This window comes from Shouchella hunanensis (assembly GCF_028735875.1).
GTDB lineage: Bacteria > Bacillota > Bacilli > Bacillales > Bacillaceae_D > Shouchella > Shouchella hunanensis.
Genome location: NZ_CP117834.1, coordinates 1,895,920 through 1,917,677, shown reverse-complemented (window position 1 = coordinate 1,917,677; position 21,758 = coordinate 1,895,920). Strand labels below are relative to the sequence as shown.

Below are 21,758 nucleotides of genomic sequence, written 5' to 3'. Positions count from 1 at the left end.
TAAAGATGGCTCTTGCAGCAGAGATTAAGACACAATTAAACCAGTACATGGCGTTACTGGAAAATGACATTGTTATTAAAGTACATGCTGGCGACGATGACGTTTCAAAAGAAATGGTCGAGCTTCTTGACGAACTGTCAGCAATGTCTACGAAAATTACGCTTGAAAAAGCAGCTCTGCCAAGAACGCCAAGCTTTAGTGTAAATCGTGTTGGAGAGGACACCGGCGTTGTATTCGCCGGTGTTCCTTTAGGTCATGAGTTTACATCGCTTGTTTTGGCGTTGCTTCAGGTGAGTGGACGACCACCTAAGGTCGACCAAGCTATTATTGATCAAATTAAAGGCATTGATGGCGAGCATCATTTTGAATCCTATATCAGCTTATCTTGTCACAACTGCCCAGATGTGGTTCAAGCGCTGAATCTGATGAGTGTGGTAAACCCGAACATCACACACACAATGATTGATGGTGCTGCATTTAAACAAGAAGTGGAAGAAAAAGAAATTATGGCTGTGCCTACAGTGTTCATGAACGGTCAACCGTTTGGTAGCGGACGTATGACTATAGAAGAAATGATCGCTAAAATGGGCGTTAGCGTTGACGCAGATGAGCTAACAAGCAAAGATCCATTTGATGTTCTTATTGTCGGTGGCGGTCCGGCTGGTTCCAGCGCAGCTATTTATGCAGCTCGTAAAGGAATACGCACCGGTATCGTAGCGGAACGCTTTGGTGGACAGGTTCTTGATACACTAAGCATTGAAAACTTTATTAGTGTACCGTCAACAGAAGGTCCTAAGCTTGCTGCTAGTTTAGAAGAACATGTCAAAACCTATAATGTGGACGTCATGAATCTTCAAACTGCAAAACGCTTAGAAAAGAAACACCTGTTTGAAGTGACACTTGAGAATGACGCTGTTCTTAAAGCCAAGACTGTTATTTTATCAACAGGTGCTCGTTGGCGAAACGTGAATGTGCCTGGTGAACAAGAGTACAAAAACAAAGGTGTAGCTTATTGCCCTCACTGCGATGGTCCGTTATTTGAAGGGAAAGACGTTGCTGTTATTGGCGGAGGAAACTCCGGGATTGAAGCCGCAATTGATCTTGCAGGAATTGTGAATCACGTAACGGTTCTTGAGTTTGCATCTGAACTTAAAGCAGATAATGTTCTACAAGATCGTGCAAACAGCCTACCAAACGTAACCATTATTACCAATGCACAAACAACGGAAATTACAGGTGATTCTCACGTAAATGGAATCTCCTACAAAGACCGTGAAACGGAAGAAATTCATCATGTTGCCCTGCAAGGGGTTTTCGTTCAAATTGGTCTCGTACCAAACACAGAATGGTTAGATGACACGGTTGAACGTAATCGCATGGGTGAAATTGTTGTTGATAAGCATGGCTCTACTAATGTACCTGGATTGTTTGCCGCAGGAGACTGCACAGACAGTGCGTACAACCAAATTATTATTTCTATGGGCTCAGGTGCTACCGCGTCACTCGGTGCTTTTGACTATATGATAAGAAATTAACACTGGGAGCGTCACTTCATTACGATGGGGTGTCGCTCTTTTTTTAACATGCTATTTCCTATTATGAGGCATTCATTTGGTTTAATAGCAACAGCAGTAAAAGATCAAGTGTGGGAAGTCCTTATCCTTTTCATTAATAAGATTTGTTATAATGCGAGAAGAGCTCCTTATAAAGACACCTTACGCTGGAATGAGTTGATTGACCAATGTTACTTCTGATTATCTTTTTTGCTGTTTTTATTGGCGCATTTATACAAGGCGCAACTGGCCTAGGGTTAGGTCTTGTTATTACCGCAATCCTTCCCTTTTTTCTTACGGTAAAAGAAACAACGTTACTTGTTATTTCGCTTCTTGTTATTTCTGGACTGACGGTTACGTTTAAGTACTACAAGCATTTGAAATGGAAAGAGATTCTTGGGTTTCTCGCAATTGTCCTCCTTGGGCGCTTTGTCGCTTTCTTCATTCTGTCGGCATATGGCGATATGGATTTTTTAAAAATATGGCTCGGTGTCGTGTTATTACTTATTGTCCTTTATCAATTATTAAGCGCAAAGAAAATGGATGCAATTGTTGACGTTACACCAAGGAGAAAAAAAGTATCGCAAATAGGACTTGGCTTTGCAGCTGGGTTGATTGGTGGGGTCTTTGGATTAGGTGGGCCATTTATCGTACTGTACTTCTTACTTTTTTACCCAACAAAGAAATTTTCCTACATCGTTAGCGTTCAAGCTGTCACAACCGTAGCAAGCCTTTTTTCGATCTCCATCCATGCGGCAAATGGTGATTTTTATCCGTCGTTCTTTACATACTTCCTTATTGGCCTAGTAGCCGTTATACTCGGAACCAACTTAGGCTTACGTTTATTTGAAAGGGTAAACGCTAAACTCGTTAAACGAATCACGATTGTGTTGATTACGTTATCTGCTATCAACATCATTTTGTTTGCTTAAAAGCCGTAACCCTTTTGCTTTCTGCAGCTAATTAAAAAATAACCTCCATAGAGATGGAGGTTATTGAACATTAATTCTCTTCTTCCCAAATGGGAGCTAGTTCACTTGCAGATTGAATGGCAACAATCATACTTTTTTCATCAGCAATGTTTTTTCCAGCAATGTCAAAGGCCGTTCCGTGATCAACAGAAGTACGAATGATACCACCTTTTAAGCCAACTGTGATATTTACACCTTCTTCAATTCCCATTACTTTAATCGGCGCATGTCCTTGATCATGATAACATGCTACAACAATATCAAAGTCTCCGCGTCCCGCTCTAAAGAAAAGTGTGTCAGCCGGATAAGGACCTTCCACGTGAATGCCCTCTTTTTGTGCTTGTTGGATACCCGGAAGCAGTTTCTCTTCCTCTTCCCCGTAACCAAACAATCCGTTTTCACCTGCGTGAGGATTGATGCCACATACCGCTACTCTTGGAGTTTCAATACCGGCATTTTTTAACGTTTCATGTGCAAGTTTCACAACTTTATACGTTCGTTCTGGCGTGATACTTTCAATTGCTTTAATTAAGCCAACATGCGTCGTTAAGTGAATCACACGTAGATTTGGTGTTGTCAGCATCATAGAATAGTCTTCTGTATCTGTTAATGTTGCAAGAATCTCCGTGTGACCTGGATAAAGATGACCTCCTTTATGAAGAGCCTCTTTATTTAATGGTGCTGTACAAATCGAATTGATTTCATGCGCTTGAGCTAATGATACGGCTTTCGCCAAATATTGATAAGCTGCATCTCCCACAACGGCTGCCACTTCACCAAATGCCGTATCCTCTGGCAATAAGTCTAAATCAATGATATCAACCGTTCCGTGACTAAATTGTGCTTGTGCAGGTTCACTTACGACATTAACCTTCACTGAAGCACCTGTAATACGTACTGCTTTTTCGATGATTTTCGCATCACCGATAACGAGCGGACGGCATTCTTCGTAAACAGTGGAATGGCTTAATGCCTTTACAATGATTTCCGGCCCGATCCCTGCTGCATCACCCATTGTAATTCCAACGATTGGTTTCGTCTTACTCATTTTTTCTCACCCTTTAACTTTTCGATGGAATGAATCAAGACATCTTCTTGACCAAATCCACCTGCTTTTGTTATTGCAAAAAGTCCTTTTACACCAATGAAAGTTGAAATTGGTACCCCTACTTCAAGTTCATCGTACAATTGGAACCCTGTTACGCGCCAATGTTCACAGATCTTTTTCGCTGTGTCTCCACCAGTCATAACGACACCTTGGAAAAGCTTGGCTCTTAACAGCCTTGCAGAAATTTCGCCCATCATGTGAACGATTTCGCTGCTTGTTTCTGAATACGTATAGCCATTCAAATTACCTACCCGGCGTGCGTGCTCAATGTCATTTTTTTCACCAGCAGAATATAGAACAACATCATGTCCCTCAAAAGCAAGTTTTTTAGCTGTACAATAGACTCTTTCTACTTCAGCTCTTCTCGTCTCATCATCTGAAACAGCTTTATGGGAAGCCACTTCAATCGCTTCTACTGATTTGTTATTCAGTAGTTGCTTTAACTGCTTTCGAGACTGCACATTTACACTTCCAACAACCGTCAATACAGATTTCTTGCGATTTGGAATCTCCAACGCGTTTTCCGTCTTTTCCAAACCATAATGTTCAGGAAGATGGTTGGCTAAACCAGCAGAACCAACAAGACCTATTTTAAAGGGTGTTCGCTTCATTTCTTTTAATAGAAGCTTTAAGTCTTCATCTATTTCCGAATCAATAACAACATAAACAATTCGATCTTCCTTCAATTGATTAAGTTTGTCATGAAATAAACTGGTATCTCTTAATTCAGATACTGTCACAAGTCCTACTTCTGTATCCAGTTGATCTCCTATTAATGTTGGTAAGTGAGATTCTACTACTGGCGTTACCGGGTCATTCGCAATTTCCGTTTCCCCTAGTTTGCGCCCATTTAAATAATGATATCCCTCAATGACCGTTCGACCATTCGTCGGATAACCCGGTGCAATAAAGATAAAGTCCTGTTGATACTCTCCTTGAAAACCTAACAGTTCCGCCCCAATATTTCCGCGCATGGTCGAATCTATCTTTTTATAAATATTGGTGACGCCTTGTTTTAGTAAGAATCTTGTCACACTTGATACAATGTCTTCGGCTTTATCAGCACGAATAGCACGACTATCTGTATCAAAAACAACGGCATCATTATCACCAAGATAGCGCTTATCTTCTTTAAAGAAAACAGATGTTTTCAATCCATATTTCGCTAATTGAACACCACTATCATTAGCACCTGTTAAGTCGTCTGCGATAATTGCTAAATTCATAATTCCTCTCCTTTAGTCATCCACTACATCGTTGCATTTATCTCATTTATAGGCTTACCGGTTTTCTTCTCAAGTCGCCGCGCTAGTATTCCTATAAAGATAGGTAATAAAATCGCGGTTGTCACAACACTTGCCGCTACTTGTACCGTTGCAATTTCAGCCATCGGCATGAATGATGCGTTTGCTGTGGCGATAGCCATTGGTGTACCTACTGCGTTTCCAGCTGTTGAGCCTTCCGCTGTTCCAACAATCGGGTTCCACCCAATCCATTTGAAAATAAAATAACCAATTCCACCAGTAAGCAATACGGTTAGTACACCTAGTAAAATTCCACTAATACCACCTTGAATAATCGCTGTGAAGTTAATCCCCATTCCTAGTGAAAAAGCAAAGAATGGAACGAGTTTGTCGCTGCCTTTGTAAAGAAACTCACCCATGTCTTTATCGATATTACCGATTGCAATACCAATTAAAAGCGGGAGCAATACTGCTACAAAGTCAAGTGGAGAAAACATCCCTTGAGCAAAGCCCATTGTTCCGAAGATTGCTAACGCTACCATTGTTAAAAATGGACCGTCACTTAAAGCTAAAAATGGATAAGCCGCTTTATCATCTTCTTTTCCGTACTGTCCAGCTAAAGCAATATATAAACCACCATTTGAATTCGTCATTGCTGCGATGATCGCAATTGGCGCTAATCCTAAGAACAAGCCATTTGAATCCGCTAAGATTAGTGCGAGTAAACCGACACCTGCTCCAATTCCCCATTTAAACGAGAGAAGCGTTAATCCTTTTTTCACCGATGTTCCTGCTGTTTTAAATGTAATCTGTGTTCCAGCAATTAATAAAAACAAAGCAATTAGTGCGCCTGAACTATTAACGAATAGAGCTTCTGTAAAACCACCAATTCTTAATGCATTTGGAAAGAATGTATTAATTGTCGCAGCTAGTAATAGCGGGACAACCATCATGCCTCCTGGGACTCGGTCCAAAAAAGCTTTAATCTTCATATCGTTACTCCTCCTCTATTTAAAAACGCTTTCACTTATAAGTTACTTGCATCATAAAAGAAATCGAACAATATTGCAACACATTTTTGTAAAATTAATTCCATAAAATAAAAAGTGTTTAATAATGCAACAGTTATACAAATAAAAAAAGCCTAAAGAATTTAATCTTTAAGCTTTCTCCACAGCGTTGCTCGGTTGATACCTAACCGCTTTGCTGCTTGGGTTTGATTTTGATTTTCCTCTTGTAGCACTTGAGCAATAATCGCTTTTTCCATTTCTTTTAACGTTCCATTAATTGGAAACGTTTGTTTTTGCTCGGTTGTTTCAACGACCGATTTAATTACTTCTTTACTTAATAGGTACTCTTTTTCATCCATCGTTGCATTCTTAATCACTTCTCTTAATGTTCTAATGTGATGCTTATAAGACACGTTCTCCAAATAAGCAATAGCCTCCTCGGAGATACCAACAGGCCTTGTTCCATAAATTTGATGGAAATCGGCTAAGAAAAATGTTGCTAAATCACCCATGTCTTCTTTCCGATCTGCTAAAACCGGCATATGGACATGTTTCAATCCCCATGCTTCAAGCTGGTCCTCATCCCACCTCGCAGACGTGTGCATAATGAGTCGAAAGGAGTTTGCTTTCCTTTTCTGTAAACATGCAGACAAAAGTTCTTGATGTTCATCTATAGAAAATTGATTTAACACAATGGTTCTTGGTTTTTTTGTAAGCAAGTGCTCTAAATCCTGCAATAAAAACACATCGGCATCGATTTCCACATAGGGCTCTTCTCTATTTTCCAGTATATGAAGTTGTCTTGTCAGAAACGTTTTTCCTGTACCCCGTTCACCTGAAATAACAACAGCTTCATTTTTCTTAAATAAATGTTGCAATAGTCTAAACCGATTTGCAGATGGAACCGATGACATTGCAACAGGTTCTTTTTTCATAATCGTCTTTTCTGTCACACCTTTAAGGTTTAAGACAGGATGCAAGCGACTTAATACGTATACTTTATAGCGTTTATCAATTAACATCCCTCTTACTTGAAGACGCCCCTGTTCTTTTGTATAAAACTCCTTGATTGATTCATTAATAGCCAGGCTTGTGTGTAATAGCGACCATTCCGATTCTTCTAGCGGGTCACGAAAATCTTGAAAATGCTTATACAACAAGGTCTCGTCTTCATCAAACATAATAATGTTACGATGTTCCTCAATAAGCAACGATTTCATTACGTGGTTAATAATTGTCTGCCTGGACAACGTTTGTATTAAGTATATCGCTTCTTCAATCGCCCGAGCTACAGACTCTTTCCCTGATTGAAGCAACATCCCTTTCAATCCAACCTCATGAGATGTATTAATCGTAATGACATCTCCTAGTATATGACTATAACCTGCCTGCTTCAGTTTAAGTAAGAGCGATGTAACCTCGTTTGCTGAATGAATCGTATAGACATTGATTGGCAAATGTAAAAGCTTAATAATTGCCGCCGCTCCAGCTGTAATGTTCTGAAAGCCTACAATAGCTGTTTTTTCATTTAATTTACTCGCCAGCGTTAAAGATCTTGTTAAATCATATCCAGAAAGTTGAATATCAATAACCGGAATAGACACCGCTTTTTTTATTAGCTTTGCTGTGCCGCCTCGACTAATAATGAGATCAATTCCATCTTCTTGTTTCTCCAACGCAATCTCTAGCCCTTTTTGTAAATCCCCAACAGAATACGTAATGTCAGCAGATGGAAAAAGCGGAATACACTCGCTCAAAACGGAAACCATCGCAGAATAAGGTGCGACAATATGAATGCGTACCAAGTTTATCTGCTCCTTCATCTGTATCAATTTTTACTATCATTGAAACACACTCATTACAAAAATGATAGGTAGCAACAGTTGAAAACCATATTTCTTATCAATTTTGCAGTAAATTTACGGATAATCGTAACAAAACGTACGAAATCTAAAAAGGATATTGAATGATCTCTATCATTCCTATATATTTAGAAATTGGTGAATGCACTCATTTGTTAATGAGTAAATAGAATTGAGGTTTGTTTTCATGAAACAAGTTTCTGAACTGCGATCATATTCGTTAATTATTCTCGGTACATTTATTGTCGCCTTAGCGTTTAATCTTTTCATGCTTCCAGCTAGTTTAGCAGCTGGAGGAGTAAGTGGAATTAGCATTATCTTAAATGACTTATACGGCTTTACACCCGCTGTGGTGCAGCTGATTATTAATGTGCCTCTTTTCTTTGTCGGCTACGCCATTCTCGGCAAAAGCTTTAGTGCTAAAACACTCGTTGGCACCTTTATACTACCTGTATTTATATGGCTTACATCCTTCAAGACTTTTTCTGTTACCGATCCATTTCTCGCTTCCGTCTATGGAGGTATTCTTTTCGGCGTGGGGCTTGGGCTAGTTTTTAAAGGAAATGGATCAACCGGTGGAACGACAATCATTAGTCAAATTATGCGGAAGTATTTTAATGTTTCAAGTGGTTTTGCTCAACTCATTATTGACGGCATTATTGTCGTTGCCGCAATGATTGTCTTTAATTTAGAGCTTGCTCTTTATGCAATGGTCGCATTGTTTATTGGAAGCAAGGTTATTGATTTCGTGCTTTTACGTTCAACCAACTCAAAGCTCGTTCTCATTATAACGGAGCATGATCAAGTAGTGACCGATCTCATTTACAATGAAATCGACCGCGGCGTAACCAAAGTTTGGTCCGAAGGCGGTTACTCTAAAGCAAGAAAATCATTATTATTTAGTGTTGTTGATCAGTCCGAAGCCGTTTATTTAAAAGAACTAATTCAAACGCATGATTCAAATTCGTTTGTTGTCTTCTTAAGCGCTTCTGAAATCATTGGAAAAGGGTTTTCGTTACCTAAAAGTTAAAGCAGCTTCAGCTTGCTTTAGCTTTTTTGTTTAGAAAAACGTCTGCCGTGTGCTACATCTCATAGGTTGCGATCAAATGAGATTGAATAATATAACGGTCGGGTGCCGCGCCTACGTATTGGAATGGATAACAGGTTGTAATCGTTAACGTTGCTTCGTCTTTTTTCACAATCACCGTTCGATCTTCTGCATCTGTAATCCAAGTGTCATCAATTTCATAAACATATTGAAACCCTTCGAATTCCACTATTAGCTGATCCCCTATGACCAATTCGCCTAATTCAGAAAACACCGTATCTCGATGACCACTCAATACGGTATGCCCTTTTTCATCTGGCGTAGTTGTCCATTCACTAACATACATGCCGACTCCTCGATTGAGTGTCGCATCGTCTGTGCCCCAGAACGTTTCATAGGTTTTGTTTAGCTGAGGAATGGATAACTGACCAATGTTTTCACCATTTGAATAGTGTGTGATCTGATCGTTCGATTGTGGTTCTGTTGACGAAGACGGACGCTCGCCTTCAACTTCTGGAACAGCGCTTCTCTGATTAAGAGAAGTACCATGCGCCTCCTCAAGTAAATGTCCACTTGCCATTGGCTGAACAGATTGGGTACTTTGCCACCATTGATACGAGAAAAATATAGCGATAGCCAAACCGATTAGGATGACACTGTTATAAACTTTCTTCATACGATCACCTCGCTTCATCAAGCATACCGTACATAAATGCAAAAACACAAATGATTCCATAAACTCCTATAGCTTTTAAAAGGGGGTGAAGTTTACTATACTAATAATAAAAAGAGGTGAGTCATTAATGGAAAACCATTTTCTTTCTGATAAAGATGGTCTAGCATTACTAAGTACACTAGAAAGCCGCTTTCAAGCGAATCAACAACGTCATCTATCGATTGAATGGACAACAGTTAAAGAGAGATTACTGAATCATCCTGAAACACTTTGGTCTCTAAATCAAATGGAAATTACCGGCGGAGAACCGGACGTGGTTTTTTATGATGCTAAGCAAGACCTCTACACTTTTGTTGACTGTTCAAAAGAAAGTCCTGCGGGGAGGAGAAGCGCCTGTTACGACAAGGCCGCCCTAGACGCTAGAAAAGCAAATAAACCTACTCTCAATGTAATAGACACCGTAAAGGCAATGGGCACCTCTTTACTCACAGAAACGCAATACCGTGCTCTACAAGAACTTGGTGATTTTGATACTAAGACATCCAGTTGGGTACAAACACCAGCGGATATAAGAGAGCGAGGCGGGGCACTTTTTTGTGACTATCGCTTCGGACATGTCTTTGTCTATCATAATGGTGCATCATCGTATTATAGTGCGAGAGGGTTTCGAGTAGCCATAACGATATAAAAAGGAGAGCATACCTATGCAAAAAGTAACACCTTTTTTAATGTTTCAAAACAACGATGCCGAAGAGGCAATGACGTTTTATACAAGTCTGATTGAGGATGCTTCGATTAAGGAAATTGCACGGTACGATGAAAAAGGGCCAGGAAAACCAGGGTCCGTCATTCAAGCAGTTTTTACGTTAAAAGGACAAGATTTTATGTGCATCGACAGCCACGTAAAACATGCATTTGATTTCACGCCATCTTTTTCAATCTACCTAACATGTGATAGCGAACTAGAAATTAACCGGCTCTACTACACTCTCGCAGAAGGTGGACAAGCGTTAATGCCGCTTGATAACTATGGGTTTAGTAAATGTTTTGGCTGGGTTAATGACAAGTTTGGTGTCTCGTGGCAGCTCACATTCCCTCATTAAAAATAACGGGTGTTACCCGTTATTTTTGTACCACCAAGTGAGGGAGTAGATTCTCAACAGTCGAAAGTGGTTTATAGAGCCGACTGCCTTTTTCAAACAGTTTGTGTCGCTCGTACACTCCTTCATGGTATGCCCTTTCGTTCATACGAATGCGCGTCATTCGATCCATTTCAATCCTCCGTTCGCTTTTATCGTGTTAAACTAAAAGAAATGTCCAGAAGGGAGACCATATGAATCAGAAAACTATTACATTTTTTGAGTTTAACTGGGTTGATGCTGTTCTTAACGTCTTCTTATATGGAAGTCTTGCTTTTGTTCTTGTTTTACTAATTGTTCTTATTAAAAAACGCTTTTTCCTTAAACGACATTAGCGATGTTTTCTTTTACATATTGCCTCATCTCTTCATGACTAAGATACGTTAAAAATTCGCTTTTATGAACGAGTTTAATTGCACTAATTTCCCCATCTACCGGCTTAAGGTAGTCTACATTCCCTGTAAACTCAACTAGAAAAATTGTTGTTTCTTGCGCGCTGTAGCCAATCTTTTCTTGCATATCAGGAGGGAATGAAAAGTGTAGCTTTGCGTCAAATTTTTTGCAGACCGTAAATGCGTTTGACCCTGTCTCTTCATAAAGCTCTCGTAAAATAGCCGCTTCCAACGATGGATCGCTTTTTTCAACCCCACCTTTTACAATGTCCCACTCATCGTTGATTTTCATTTCCCCATTCAACGTATGCTGCCACGACTTACACACAACAATGTAAGCATCGCCTTGATGAATGATGGCTCCAACTGCTTGGCGAATCATTGTACTCCCTCCTTTCTATTCACCCATTAATAAAGACGTTTTGTATAGCTTTCTTGTAACGATCGTTCAATGTCCTGCTCCGATTTTTGAACGACGCTCACATGAGCCTGTAACATCCTTGCAGGTGAAGGACGCTCCCCTTTCTCAGCCCACGTCTCAGGCTTCCATAGACCAGAACGAAGAAACGCTTTTGCACAATGAACATAGCACTCGTTCACACGAACGAGCACACCAAAGTGTGGTGTTTTTCCTTTTGCCACGCATGCCTTAAGCAAGCTCGGGTCACGGCAAATGAAAGCTTTCCCATTCACACGCAACGTTTCTCCTAATCCAGGAATGAAGAAAATCAAACCAACATGAGGATTTTCAATTATATTGTGGGCAGAATCCATGCGCTTATTTCCAGGTCTTTCGGGAATGAACAAATGATGCTCATCAATTACATGAACAAATCCCCTATCGTCTCCTCTAGGTGTCACATCACACTCACCCTCTTTATTAGAGGATGCCATCGTTAAAAATGGCGAGGCTTGAATAAACGACACACATTGTTCATCTAAATAGGAAATCACTTTATTTGCTGCCATCTCGCTTGGCTTTCCAATTTCTTCGCAAAATGCTTCAAACGCATTTTGACTGGTTATAATGTCTGTAAATGCCATGATACGCTCTCCTTCTTAGTGAAAATGAAAGGCATCTTGTATGTGTTGAGCCACTTCATCTGGACATAACGATGTATTATTGATCCGTACATACTGCTTTTTGTTTATTTCGCCCTCTTTTGAGTTTAAGCGATGGCTTTCGGCTGTTTCTTTTAACTCAGTCTCTGAAAAAACGACGTCTCGCTTTGTTGGTTTCTTTTCAAGACGGTGGTCACTTTTATTTCGTACTAAGCGCTCCTCTAACGATGCTTCCAGCTCAACAAAGTACACACGTCCACCCTGCTCCTCAAAGATAGCAGAGATGTCTTCAACATAATCCCAATCTTTCTGCAAATCAAACGCCCACACATAGGTGAAAATCAAACCCTTTAAATCGCTTTTGGCAGCGGCTTGAAAGATTTCCCTCCGAAATTGATTCACGAGTCGCCACGTTTCATCTGTAAAACCAAGAACAGGAGCAACGGCATCAATCGTCATATGATTGTGAAACAACTTCATGCCCGTTTTCTTTGCTAATGCTTCTCCAACCGTCATTTTTCCAACAGCTTGCGGGCCAAATAGAATAATAAGATCAGCCATTTTGTTTCCCCCCTTACACTAGTCCAAGCTCATAATGATGAAACTGCTCGTCCCGTTTATAGCCATGTTTTTCATATAACCGCTGTGCAGGTAGGTTGTCAGGTGCGGTGCTAAGAGCGATACTCACTGCACTCGTTTCTAATGCATAGGCTTTTGCCCTATCAAGAAGGGCTGCTGCTACACCTTTTCCCCGTGCATCCTTATGTACATATAAATCATTTAAAATCCACGCTTTCGCCATTGAAATAGATGAGAATGTTGGGTAAAGCTGGGTGAATCCTAAGTAAGCGTTATCCTCCTTCACCATAAAAAGGACCGAATCCCCCTGTTCGAAGCGATTACGCATGAACCCTCGCGCACCATCGATATGATCTTCTTGATGATAAAATTTTCTATACTCATTAAATAATTGCGCAATTCCCTCTAAATCTTTCAATGTTGCTTCCCTCACTACCATAAAGACACTCCCCTTTTGACACATTATACAGGATTAGTAAGGGAGTTTCATTTATCAATTACTCTCTCTCTTATGAAAAAGGTATTATAATGAAAGGAAAAACAATGATCATTTAGGAGAACATACTATGAGTAAGATACTATTCCATTCAACTGTAATCGTCCTTTTGGTTTGTCTACTTATTGTACGATTTGTCTTTAATAAAGAAGGGGATTGGTTCTATTTAGCTGTTATTGGGCTACTTGTTTTAAGACCTATAGGCAACTTTTATTTAGATAGAAAAAGGCGTTCTGATTGAACGCCTTTTTCTACTTCATCCTTTTCTTTGATTCTCGATAACAAAGTATGGTTATTTCTAACAGATCATCCTTATACGACAATTCACGAGAACCAATGACGTAACCCCATCCATCAAGTAGTAAAACATCCTTTTCATTTGGTACAAAGAGTTGATGATCAGATTCAATAATCTTTAAACTTGTGTTTTTATTATCATCAAGCTTGTACAGTAGTCTTGTTTTCACATTCTCCCCCCTATTCCATCTTACGGGTTAGATGAAGACAGGTTTCATTCACCGTCTAGTCATGCTTTGCGTGAAGTTAACTTGTTAAACGAGTAAATCAGCGTTACCACGAAATAAGCAACTAAAGTAAGTATGGTCACGAATGGTTCAACCTCGTTTGTTAAAGTATTATGGAAACTGCATCTGTTAAAAGGCTTTAAATGAACAATCAATCACAACAAAGAGGATGGGACAAAAGTAGATAGACAGACCAAAATGACGAACATTCCTGAAAATAGGAACGTTCGTCGTTTGTTTTATATGAAAATGAGCGGAAGGAGAATCCGAAGACTCCTGAAGGATCAGCACGTGTCTGAAGACTCTGGAGTGGCGTTTTTCCACGGAGGAGGCTGAGGCCGTGCCCCCGGAAAGCGAAGGATTCTCCTGTAGCGGTGCTACTCTGCATATTTTAGACTATTCGTCTTTTCAAATACTACTTTCAGTTATGTCCCAGCCTCTTTTTAGCGACGAAAACTACAAAAATGCCAGAACTGTCACCTTACACAGGTAAACTTCTTCGACAGTCGTTCAATCGTGACATTCACATCAGCTGTCATCTTTTCCAATTCATCATAGACTGTCTCGATAGTAGCTTCCAACGCTTCATGCCTAGGATCGTCTTCTTTTAATCGACCGAATACAAATGGATTTTTCATTCTTTCACACCTCCTATCTCAAAGGATAGCGTGTGACGTAAGGTAGCTGTCTACTGTATTTTTCAGTTGTTTCTTTCGTTCGTTGAATTCTACTATTTTATTCTTTTTTTGGGACGTGAGCACCGACCATATCCAATGCTTCAAATTCTTCTTTTAAAATGGCATAGTAATATTCATCCCACCATCCACTTTCATGCGGGATGCATTTCTTAAAATAACCTTCTCTTCTCATACCTACTTTTTCCATCACTCTCCAGGACGGCACGTTTTCAGGCTGACAGGTAGCTATAACTCGATGTAAATTCAAGTTTTCAAACCCATATTTCAGAACGGCATATGCCGCTTCGGATGCATAACCTTTGTTTTGATAGTTCGGATGAAACACCCATCCTATTTCGAAGGTGTGAGAACCAAAATAATCATGGAACACGACATGACCAATTAGGGCCTGATCTTTCTTTAAGAGTACTGGAAAACGCTTTGCATTTGCACCGTCACCACTATTATTTAGAATCAATTGTTTTGTTTCGTCTTTAGAAAGTACACCTTCTGGCATGTAATACATCGTAGCAGCATCCGAGGTGTAACGGTAAACCTCTTCCCAATCATCATCTAGAAACGTACGAATGGTTACTCTATCTGTACGTATATCCACTTTATATCCCTCATTCCAGTAGAAGTCGAGTAACTCTGTAGCCCTTCATCATGGGCGTTTAAAAACACAGCGGAACCTATGAAGGCTCAAATGCTCCATTCACCGTTTGCCATTAGTAGAACTTCTTTTTGTTCTACTAACCCAAAAACATTCATTGAATCATCACCTATCATCATATCTTTATGAACAGCAGAGGTATTCATCCCAACCCATTTAAAATCGTATCGCTGTACGCCTGGCCAAAAGCAATATGACTAGCAGCATTTTCATCTAATAATGTACTCCAAGCAGTTACTCTTGTTTTAGCTATACTTGAATTCGCTGAAGTACATACTGTTATTTATAGTAAGACCCCCTTTTTTATAACCGAATGGAGCCATAATGATGTCGGCCTTCAAAAAGAAACGAAAGGATACTTTCATAATAAGGAAAAAATTCATTTTTCTGAATTAGCTTTAAAATTTCTTCCTTAGAAGCCCATTTCGCTGCTTTCACCTCTTCAGTCTGTAACACCAATTTCGTTAGATCAATACCATGTTCAATTAGGTAATAATCGTCGTAGCCACGGTCAAAATTAATTGTAAAGTGCGGACGAATCGTTCTAAAGTCATATGAGATACCTAACTCCTCGAATAGCTCTCTCGAAGCAGCCTGTTGACTTGTATCGCCTGCAACGGCACTGCCCCCACACGTGATATCCCACAAGTTTGGCCATCCATGCTTGAAAGGTTGACGCTGCTGAATAAGCATGTCTCCTTCTGAATTGAAGATGCATACGTGTACAACTAAATGAAATTCATCTAGTTCCATTGGATCTCCACGCATGATTTGTTTCTCTAGTTTCGTTCGATGCCTATCATACAAATCCCATTTCTCCATTTTTAAACTCCTTCATTTCAAGAAAGATACGATCATTCGTTTTCTTACAATTCCACTACTCTATTCAAATCAGCTGTTGGACGCAGGTTCCCTTTTCACTAAATTCTACAAGAAAAGAACCAATCCCTTCCGCAGTTATTGATGCTCCGTTATGTACGATGAAAGAAGTGCTCATTTTATAAAAGCAGACAATCTACAAAAAGGCGCCAGGAAGACCTTCCTGGCGACACTTCTTTTCCATATTGCGGAACCCTAATAAGGAATTCTTTCATTACACCTGCATAGAAATATATTTTACTTCGAGATACTCTTCTATTCCCCAATGACCACCTTCACGACCAAGTCCACTCTCTTTCATACCACCAAAAGGCGCTTGCGCAACAGAAGGTAACCCGTCGTTCAGCCCAACAATTCCGTATTCAAGTGCTTCTGAAATGGTAAAGGCTTCGCTTATATTCGTTGAATATACGTAAGCGGCTAAACCAAAAGGGGTATCGTTTGCCCGTTGAATGACTTCATCGACTGATTGGTACGTCGTAATTGGCGCAAGTGGACCAAACGTTTCTTCATTCATACAAAGCATATCATCAGTTGCATCCATAACGACAACTGGTGTCTGATAATAACCATTTGTCTCTTCAGGTTCTTGTCCATAGACAAGTGTTGCGCCTTTTTCTTGCGCATCTCTAAGATGGTTCTGAACCTTATCTACCGCGCTTTGATTGATAAGGGGACCGATTGTTGAATGGTCAGCTAAGCCATTACCTGTCTTCAACTGTTTGACAGCCTGAACAAATGCTTCTGAAAAACTGTCTTTAATGGATTCGTGTACGTACACGCGGTTGGCGCATACACACGTTTGACCACCGTTTCGATATTTTGAACCAATTAATCCATCTACTGCATTTTCGATATCAGCATGTTGGGTGACAATAAACGGTGCATGTCCCCCAAGCTCAAGGGAGAGCTTTTTAACTGTATCCGCAGCCTGTCTCATTAATAATTTTCCGACTGCCGTTGAACCGGTAAACGACACTTTGCGAACCCGATCATCGTTCATCCACGCTTCTCCAATTTCTTTCGCGTCTCCTGAAATGACATTTATAACACCTTTTGGAATTCCTGCTTCTAAAGCAAGATCGGCCAGGCGATAGGCAGTAAACGGCGTCAATTCTGAAGGCTTGACGACAGCGGTACAGCCAGCGGCTAACGCTGGTCCTAATTTACGCGTGAGCATCGCTGCTGGAAAGTTCCATGGTGTGATTGCTGCAATAACGCCAATGGCCTGCTTTTGAACGAATATTCGCTTATTCGGAGCACTTGCGGGTACCGTTTCTCCATAAATCCGCTTACCTTCTTCCGCGTACCATGAAAGAAAACTATTGGCGTAACGAATTTCACCAATGGCTTCTTCTAATGGTTTACCTTGCTCCATTGTCATCCCTTCACCAAGGGTCTTTTCATCTCGTCTTATCAATTCGTGCCATTTCAGCAAATATTCGCTTCGCTCAGCAGCGGTTTTACGTTGCCAAGCTTTTAGTGCAGAAGCTGCAGCATCTACGGCTTGCTTCGCTTCTCCCTGCCCTGCTTTGGCAATCGTTCCAATGATTTCTTTGGTGGCGGGATTTTCTACTTCAATGGTTTGATTTGTCCAAACGTCTCCATTGTTAATAAATAGAGCTCGATTCATATTACGCACTCCTTTTTTCATTCTGATCTTTTACAAAGGTTTCATCGTTTTCTCCATCAAAGAACTGCTTTCCATAAATCAGTAAACATAAAATGACACCTGCAGCAAAGGCCCAAGCCGCACCTTTTACTGCTAAAATAGCCGCTATTACGCCAGCGATCCCTAAATCGCGCTGGCTTTTCGCTTCTAAAATCCCGATTCGAACGCTTACATAGCCTTGGATTAATAAGGTTAGCGCCATTGCCACTCCAAGAATTGGCTCAACTAAGCTTACAATTGGTAATAATAATAGGCCTGTATTTGTCCCTAATCGGAATGAACCCATTCCACCAAAGATGGAATGCATCGATTTCTTTCCTTCTTTAAAACGCTCAGTAATAACAACTTGCATGGCCGCCCACGTTGGTCCTGCCATCGTTACATCAGGACCAATTATGCTCATAAAGCTATTACGCCCACCAAATATAAGATGAGCACGGTTCGGGTTGTAATCGACTTTTTCATCTTCGCGTACTTCATCCGCCTCTTTAATAATGGCTTTTGCTTGGAGAATATCGCCAAATAAAACGAGATAAGCAGCAAATACAGTTGGCAAACAGGTTAAGAACATCATAAGCGGCGGAAAACCAACCCCAAACAAGGTGTATTCATTCCAAAGGGTAATAAAGTCAGGCTTCGAGAACCCCCACTCAATTGATGGCCAAGGTGCCTCACCGAATAAGGGTGCAACCACAACGGCAAGAAGAATGATAGGTAAGATTCCTAGTTTCCCTACTAAACCGTAAATGCCACCGCTTGTTTTCAGACGTTGAAAATGCTTTGAAAACATTAGATAAAAGCCAATACCGATTGCAATTGAGATGGTCCACGGAAACGACTCAAAACGACCTCCTACTTCGAAAATCGTAATCACCGCAATAATTCCTGCTCCTAAAATAACACCCGATTTAATCGCACTAGGAACATATCGAACCACCTTACTCGCTAAGCCCGTCGCTCCTAAAAAGATGGAAATGAGCCCTAACGTTAATTGAAACGCAATTAATGCATGAACTCGTTCATCTTCTGGAAACGAAGAGACGTAAATCATAATTAGCGGAATGGCTGGTGTAATCCAACCTGGCACAACCGGATCCCCAAGCAAATGGTGAGTTAAATAAAATAGCCCATTCAAAATAACGATGGCAAGCGCCGCCTCAAATGGCATACCGAGCAGTTCCATTAATAACGGAATGGCGGCTAAATCAACCGCACACATCAATAGCCCCTGCACATAATCTGGCCACTCAAAACGGTAATGGTAGAAGGGGACTCTTAGTTTAAACGGACCTAATGGCTGATAAGGTGTTTCCTGACCAAACTGCCGTTGTCTCCATTTCATCGTGCTGTCCTTCCTTCATATGCCGCTTGATAGATTTCATAGATTTCCTTTTTCGTTAATTGGCGTGGGTTATTTTTTAAGAGACGATCAATTTTCGACGCATCATCAGCCATTGCTTCTAAATCGCTTTTTTCAATATCAAATGCCTTCAAACTTGCAGGAATATTCACCTGTGCACATAACCGCGTCATCGCAAGAATAGCACGGTCAGCTGCGTCATTTAGACTTAGTCCTGTCGTTTCCTCTCCTAGTGCTGTTGCAATATCCCCAAGACGCTCTAGGCAAGCAGGTTTGTTTACTTCCATTACAAACGGTAATAGCAACGCATTACTCACCCCATGAGCCATATTAAAACGACCTCCTAGCGGATAGGCTAGTGCGTGCACCGCTCCTACACCGGCATTTCCAAATGCCATTCCAGCCATTAAGCTTGCTGTCGCCATTTCTTCTCTGGCCTCTAAAAAATGGGCATTTGAATATGCTTTCGGTAAACTCCGAGCGATCATCGTAATCGATTGAAGTGCGAGCGCATCTGTAAGTGGTGAGGCATTTACAGATAAATAAGCTTCAATTCCATGAACCATGGCATCAATGCCGCTTGCTGCTGTGACATGTTGTGGTGCGGTGCGGGTCATTTCAGGTGACACAATTGCCACATCAGGTAATAAGTAATCGCTCGCAATTCCCTTCTTCAATTGTGCTTCTTTGTCCGATAAAATCGCAATATTCGTGACTTCCGAACCTGTACCAGCTGTTGTAGGAATGGCGATAAGGGGTGCACCTTTCTCCGGAACGAGATCGGTGCCAACAAAGTCACTTAAGGCGCCGTCATACGTTGCATACACAGAAGCCGCCTTTGCCGTATCAATAGCACTTCCCCCACCAATTGCAATAAATCCATCGTAATTCCCTTCTAAAAAAACACGTTTACATGATTCAATGACGGCAAAAGCTGGTTCTGGTTCCACTTCCAAAAATGTACCGTATGAGACTTCGTCTAAGTGAGCACAGACTTCATCTAGCAAGCCTGCATTCGCAATAATGCGATCACTAACGATTAACGGCTTCTTCATCTTTAAGCGCTCAACCTCGTGTTTCACTTGCTTTGTAGAACCTGATCCTGTCCAAATTTTGTAAGCGCTTTTAAATTGTTGCTGATTCATCTTTACTTCCCCCTATCTTTTTATAGGTAGAAGCAAAAAGTGTGCCAACTTATGACATAGGTGTACAGAGCGGTTTTATTGCCCTTATTGATCATTATATGAATCGAATGATTACAAAACTAATCAAATGAGTAGTTTTTCCGCTTCGTTACAAGTGCCGCTTGGCTTATTCCTAATGCCTCAGCTGCTTTTCGGGTCGTTTTATGGTCATGCAATGCTTGAGTAATCATCGCTTGCTCTAGTTGTACTACAGCTTCCTTTAGCGTAGGTGCCTGCATCTGTTTCTCATGTTGAATAAATGGTTGCGGTAAATTACTTGCATGGATGACAGGGGTAGGGCTCGTAGCAACAACAAAATCAATCACATTCTTTAACTCACGAATATTTCCTGGCCATTGTCTTTTCTGTAACGCTAAGACGGCATCTGACTCTAGTACAACCTTTCTTCCATAGCGCCCATTTAATTCTTGTAAAAAGAAGCGTGCTAAGCGATCAATTTCTTTCGGTCGCTCACGTAGCGGCTCAATGAAAAGCGGCACGACCGCAATTCGATAGTAAAAATCTTCTCGCATGACCCCTTTTTTCACTAGACTGGAAAGATTCTGGTGAGTTGCCGATAGGAGACGAACATCCACGTGTTTTTCCGTAGTTGAACCAACTGGTGTAAACCGTTGCTCATCCAACACCTTCAACAGCTTCACTTGCGTCCCTTGTGGCAGCTCCCCCACTTCGTCAAGAAAAAGCGTCCCACCATGTGCGGCTTCAATAAGACCTTTTTTTCCTTTTGCTAGAGCTCCTGTAAAAGCACCAGGTCCATAACCGAATAATTCAGCTTCAATCAAGGTCTCACTAATAGCTCCACAGTTTACGACGACGAAGGGCTTATCTTTTCGCTGCGAATGTTCATGAATATAAGCGGCTGCTTTTGTTTTTCCGACACCACTTTCACCAAGGAGGCAGACGGTTGCTGTCGTTTGTGCGACACGTTTGGCCGTAGCAAGAAACGCAACTGTTTTTTCGTCTTCTGCAACAAGTGGCGTTTCGTCCCCTTTTCCAATGAAGCGCTCAAGCTCGGCTTGTTGTTCCTTAAACCCTTCCAACTCAGCCTGCATGTTCATAAGATCGGTCATATCACGAACCACGCTTACGACATATTCAATCTCTCCATAACCGTTAAATGACGGCGTACCAGACACCATAGCGTTTCTTCCACTCGCTAAACGCTGCATCCGAGTCACTACTTTTTTTTGCTTAATGACTTCAAGGGAGATTGAACGGGAAATATAGCCGGCTTTTTCCATATCACGCATATGCATGCCGATAATGGCTTGCGCCGGAATACCTGTTATTCGTTCGTACGCTTTATTTACTTTTAACGTTACGCCTTTTCCATCCGTTACGTACACACCGTCATAGAGAGAATTCATTAATATCGCAAACATCTCACTTTTGAGTAACGATTCAAACTGATGGGATGCGACTAATTCTGGGCGGTGATCGAGAAGAGAGGCAGCTGTATCGCCTTCTCGACCTAATTGAATGGCGTTGCGTACATCGGACAGAAATAATGTACCTAGCACCGTACCGTCATGATGAACGACTTCAATTGAAATATGATCCCCTTTAACCATCGCAACAATAACAGCTGAAAGAGAATCACTCCCTTTTACTGAATGATTCATACGGCT

The 21,758-nt window shown here is 40.9% G+C and carries 25 protein-coding genes and 1 pseudogene; 7 read left to right on the top strand and 19 right to left on the bottom strand.

The features are described 5' to 3' along the window. Nucleotides 1-5 precede the first annotated feature (5 nt). Both ahpF and PQ477_RS09865 read left to right on the top strand, forming a co-directional pair. Nucleotides 6-1,535 carry an alkyl hydroperoxide reductase subunit F gene (gene ahpF, locus PQ477_RS09870; protein ID WP_274273493.1) on the top strand — a complete coding sequence of 510 codons (1,530 nt, stop codon included), beginning with the start codon at nt 6-8 and terminating at the stop codon, nt 1,533-1,535. Nucleotides 1,536-1,741: 206 nt separating this feature from the next. After that, entirely contained in the window at nt 1,742-2,485 is a 744-nt protein-coding gene (locus tag PQ477_RS09865; RefSeq protein WP_035392956.1) for a sulfite exporter TauE/SafE family protein, read from the top strand. A gap of 70 nt (nt 2,486-2,555) precedes the next feature. Here PQ477_RS09865 and pdxA read toward each other — a convergent pair whose 3' ends face one another. From pdxA to PQ477_RS09845, 4 genes are all read right to left on the bottom strand, one after another. Beyond that, nucleotides 2,556-3,572, bottom strand: a complete 1,017-nt coding sequence (pdxA, locus tag PQ477_RS09860) for a 4-hydroxythreonine-4-phosphate dehydrogenase PdxA (RefSeq protein ID WP_144557685.1) — start codon at nt 3,570-3,572, stop codon at nt 2,556-2,558. Further along, a complete protein-coding gene (locus PQ477_RS09855; protein WP_035392957.1) occupies nt 3,569-4,858 on the bottom strand; it encodes a four-carbon acid sugar kinase family protein in 1,290 nt (429 codons plus the stop codon). Before PQ477_RS09855 ends, pdxA begins: the two co-directional genes overlap by 4 nt. Before the next feature lie 23 nt (nt 4,859-4,881). Beyond that, a complete protein-coding gene (locus PQ477_RS09850; RefSeq protein WP_274273492.1) occupies nt 4,882-5,868 on the bottom strand; it encodes a 2-keto-3-deoxygluconate permease in 987 nt (328 codons plus the stop codon). A gap of 161 nt (nt 5,869-6,029) precedes the next feature. Beyond that, the gene (locus tag PQ477_RS09845) at nt 6,030-7,691 is read right to left on the bottom strand and encodes a sigma-54-dependent transcriptional regulator (RefSeq protein ID WP_274273491.1); all 1,662 of its coding nucleotides are present in this window, start codon (nt 7,689-7,691) and stop codon (nt 6,030-6,032) included. A 244-nt stretch (nt 7,692-7,935) separates the two neighbouring features. Here PQ477_RS09845 and PQ477_RS09840 point away from each other — a divergent pair, with 244 nt between their 5' ends. Further along, the gene (locus PQ477_RS09840; RefSeq protein WP_035392958.1) at nt 7,936-8,778 is read left to right on the top strand and encodes a YitT family protein; all 843 of its coding nucleotides are present in this window, start codon (nt 7,936-7,938) and stop codon (nt 8,776-8,778) included. Nucleotides 8,779-8,830: 52 nt separating this feature from the next. Here the strand turns inward: PQ477_RS09840 and PQ477_RS09835 are convergent, their stop codons facing one another. Further along, nucleotides 8,831-9,472, bottom strand: coding sequence for a class D sortase (locus PQ477_RS09835; RefSeq protein ID WP_274273490.1), 642 nt, complete (start codon nt 9,470-9,472; stop codon nt 8,831-8,833). 127 nt (nt 9,473-9,599) lie between these two features. Between PQ477_RS09835 and PQ477_RS09830 the strand changes: the two genes are divergently transcribed. Further along, nucleotides 9,600-10,160 carry a DUF4256 domain-containing protein gene (locus PQ477_RS09830; RefSeq protein ID WP_274273489.1) on the top strand — a complete coding sequence of 187 codons (561 nt, stop codon included), beginning with the start codon at nt 9,600-9,602 and terminating at the stop codon, nt 10,158-10,160. 16 nt (nt 10,161-10,176) lie between these two features. After that, the gene (locus tag PQ477_RS09825; RefSeq protein WP_144557678.1) at nt 10,177-10,575 is read left to right on the top strand and encodes a VOC family protein; all 399 of its coding nucleotides are present in this window, start codon (nt 10,177-10,179) and stop codon (nt 10,573-10,575) included. A gap of 19 nt (nt 10,576-10,594) precedes the next feature. Here PQ477_RS09825 and PQ477_RS09820 read toward each other — a convergent pair whose 3' ends face one another. Then, complete coding sequence (locus PQ477_RS09820; RefSeq protein WP_274273488.1) at nt 10,595-10,744, bottom strand: hypothetical protein; 150 nt, start codon at nt 10,742-10,744, stop codon at nt 10,595-10,597. A gap of 61 nt (nt 10,745-10,805) precedes the next feature. On the opposite strand from PQ477_RS09820, the gene PQ477_RS09815 reads away from it, so the two are divergent. Continuing rightward, nucleotides 10,806-10,946, top strand: a complete 141-nt coding sequence (locus tag PQ477_RS09815; RefSeq protein ID WP_158331927.1) for a hypothetical protein — start codon at nt 10,806-10,808, stop codon at nt 10,944-10,946. Here the strand turns inward: PQ477_RS09815 and PQ477_RS09810 are convergent. The 4 genes from PQ477_RS09810 to PQ477_RS09795 are packed head-to-tail and all read right to left on the bottom strand — an operon-like array spanning nt 10,933 to nt 13,083. Next, the gene (locus tag PQ477_RS09810) at nt 10,933-11,385 is read right to left on the bottom strand and encodes an NUDIX hydrolase (RefSeq protein ID WP_274273487.1); all 453 of its coding nucleotides are present in this window, start codon (nt 11,383-11,385) and stop codon (nt 10,933-10,935) included. The two genes, PQ477_RS09815 and PQ477_RS09810, sit on opposite strands and share 14 nt — an antisense overlap. Nucleotides 11,386-11,411: 26 nt before the next feature. Beyond that, nucleotides 11,412-12,047: a pyridoxamine 5'-phosphate oxidase family protein gene (locus tag PQ477_RS09805; RefSeq protein WP_274273486.1), complete on the bottom strand. Its 636-nt coding sequence runs from the start codon at nt 12,045-12,047 to the stop codon at nt 11,412-11,414. Between the two features lie 15 nt (nt 12,048-12,062). Continuing rightward, nucleotides 12,063-12,626 carry an AAA family ATPase gene (locus tag PQ477_RS09800; protein ID WP_274273485.1) on the bottom strand — a complete coding sequence of 188 codons (564 nt, stop codon included), beginning with the start codon at nt 12,624-12,626 and terminating at the stop codon, nt 12,063-12,065. Between the two features lie 13 nt (nt 12,627-12,639). Beyond that, nucleotides 12,640-13,083, bottom strand: coding sequence for a GNAT family N-acetyltransferase (locus PQ477_RS09795; RefSeq protein ID WP_274273484.1), 444 nt, complete (start codon nt 13,081-13,083; stop codon nt 12,640-12,642). A gap of 127 nt (nt 13,084-13,210) precedes the next feature. Between PQ477_RS09795 and PQ477_RS09790 the strand changes: the two genes are divergently transcribed. Then, on the top strand, nt 13,211-13,381 hold the full coding sequence (locus PQ477_RS09790; RefSeq protein WP_186370702.1) for a hypothetical protein: 171 nt from the start codon (nt 13,211-13,213) through the stop codon (nt 13,379-13,381). A 10-nt stretch (nt 13,382-13,391) separates the two neighbouring features. Here PQ477_RS09790 and PQ477_RS09785 read toward each other — a convergent pair whose 3' ends face one another. The 9 genes and pseudogenes from PQ477_RS09785 to PQ477_RS09745 form a co-directional block, all read right to left on the bottom strand. After that, the gene (locus tag PQ477_RS09785) at nt 13,392-13,607 is read right to left on the bottom strand and encodes a hypothetical protein (RefSeq protein ID WP_035392963.1); all 216 of its coding nucleotides are present in this window, start codon (nt 13,605-13,607) and stop codon (nt 13,392-13,394) included. A gap of 533 nt (nt 13,608-14,140) precedes the next feature. Further along, entirely contained in the window at nt 14,141-14,302 is a 162-nt protein-coding gene (locus PQ477_RS09780; protein ID WP_274273483.1) for a hypothetical protein, read from the bottom strand. 97 nt (nt 14,303-14,399) lie between these two features. Continuing rightward, the gene (locus PQ477_RS09775) at nt 14,400-14,957 is read right to left on the bottom strand and encodes a GNAT family N-acetyltransferase (RefSeq protein ID WP_274273482.1); all 558 of its coding nucleotides are present in this window, start codon (nt 14,955-14,957) and stop codon (nt 14,400-14,402) included. 86 nt (nt 14,958-15,043) lie between these two features. After that, a pseudogene (locus tag PQ477_RS09770) lies at nt 15,044-15,267 on the bottom strand (aminopeptidase). A gap of 50 nt (nt 15,268-15,317) precedes the next feature. Then, nucleotides 15,318-15,836, bottom strand: a complete 519-nt coding sequence (locus PQ477_RS09765) for an NUDIX hydrolase (RefSeq protein ID WP_274273481.1) — start codon at nt 15,834-15,836, stop codon at nt 15,318-15,320. A 271-nt stretch (nt 15,837-16,107) separates the two neighbouring features. Beyond that, complete coding sequence (locus PQ477_RS09760; RefSeq protein ID WP_274273480.1) at nt 16,108-17,526, bottom strand: NAD-dependent succinate-semialdehyde dehydrogenase; 1,419 nt, start codon at nt 17,524-17,526, stop codon at nt 16,108-16,110. Between the two features lies 1 nt (nt 17,527). Continuing rightward, nucleotides 17,528-18,907, bottom strand: coding sequence for a hypothetical protein (locus PQ477_RS09755; RefSeq protein WP_274273479.1), 1,380 nt, complete (start codon nt 18,905-18,907; stop codon nt 17,528-17,530). After that, nucleotides 18,904-20,070 (bottom strand): iron-containing alcohol dehydrogenase, encoded by a 1,167-nt coding sequence (locus PQ477_RS09750; RefSeq protein WP_144557663.1) that lies wholly within the window; start codon nt 20,068-20,070, stop codon nt 18,904-18,906. The genes PQ477_RS09755 and PQ477_RS09750 overlap by 4 nt, the downstream gene beginning before the upstream one ends. Nucleotides 20,071-20,189: 119 nt before the next feature. Then, nucleotides 20,190-21,752: a sigma-54 interaction domain-containing protein gene (locus PQ477_RS09745; protein WP_274273478.1), complete on the bottom strand. Its 1,563-nt coding sequence runs from the start codon at nt 21,750-21,752 to the stop codon at nt 20,190-20,192. Between the last annotated feature and the right edge of the window lie 6 nt (nt 21,753-21,758).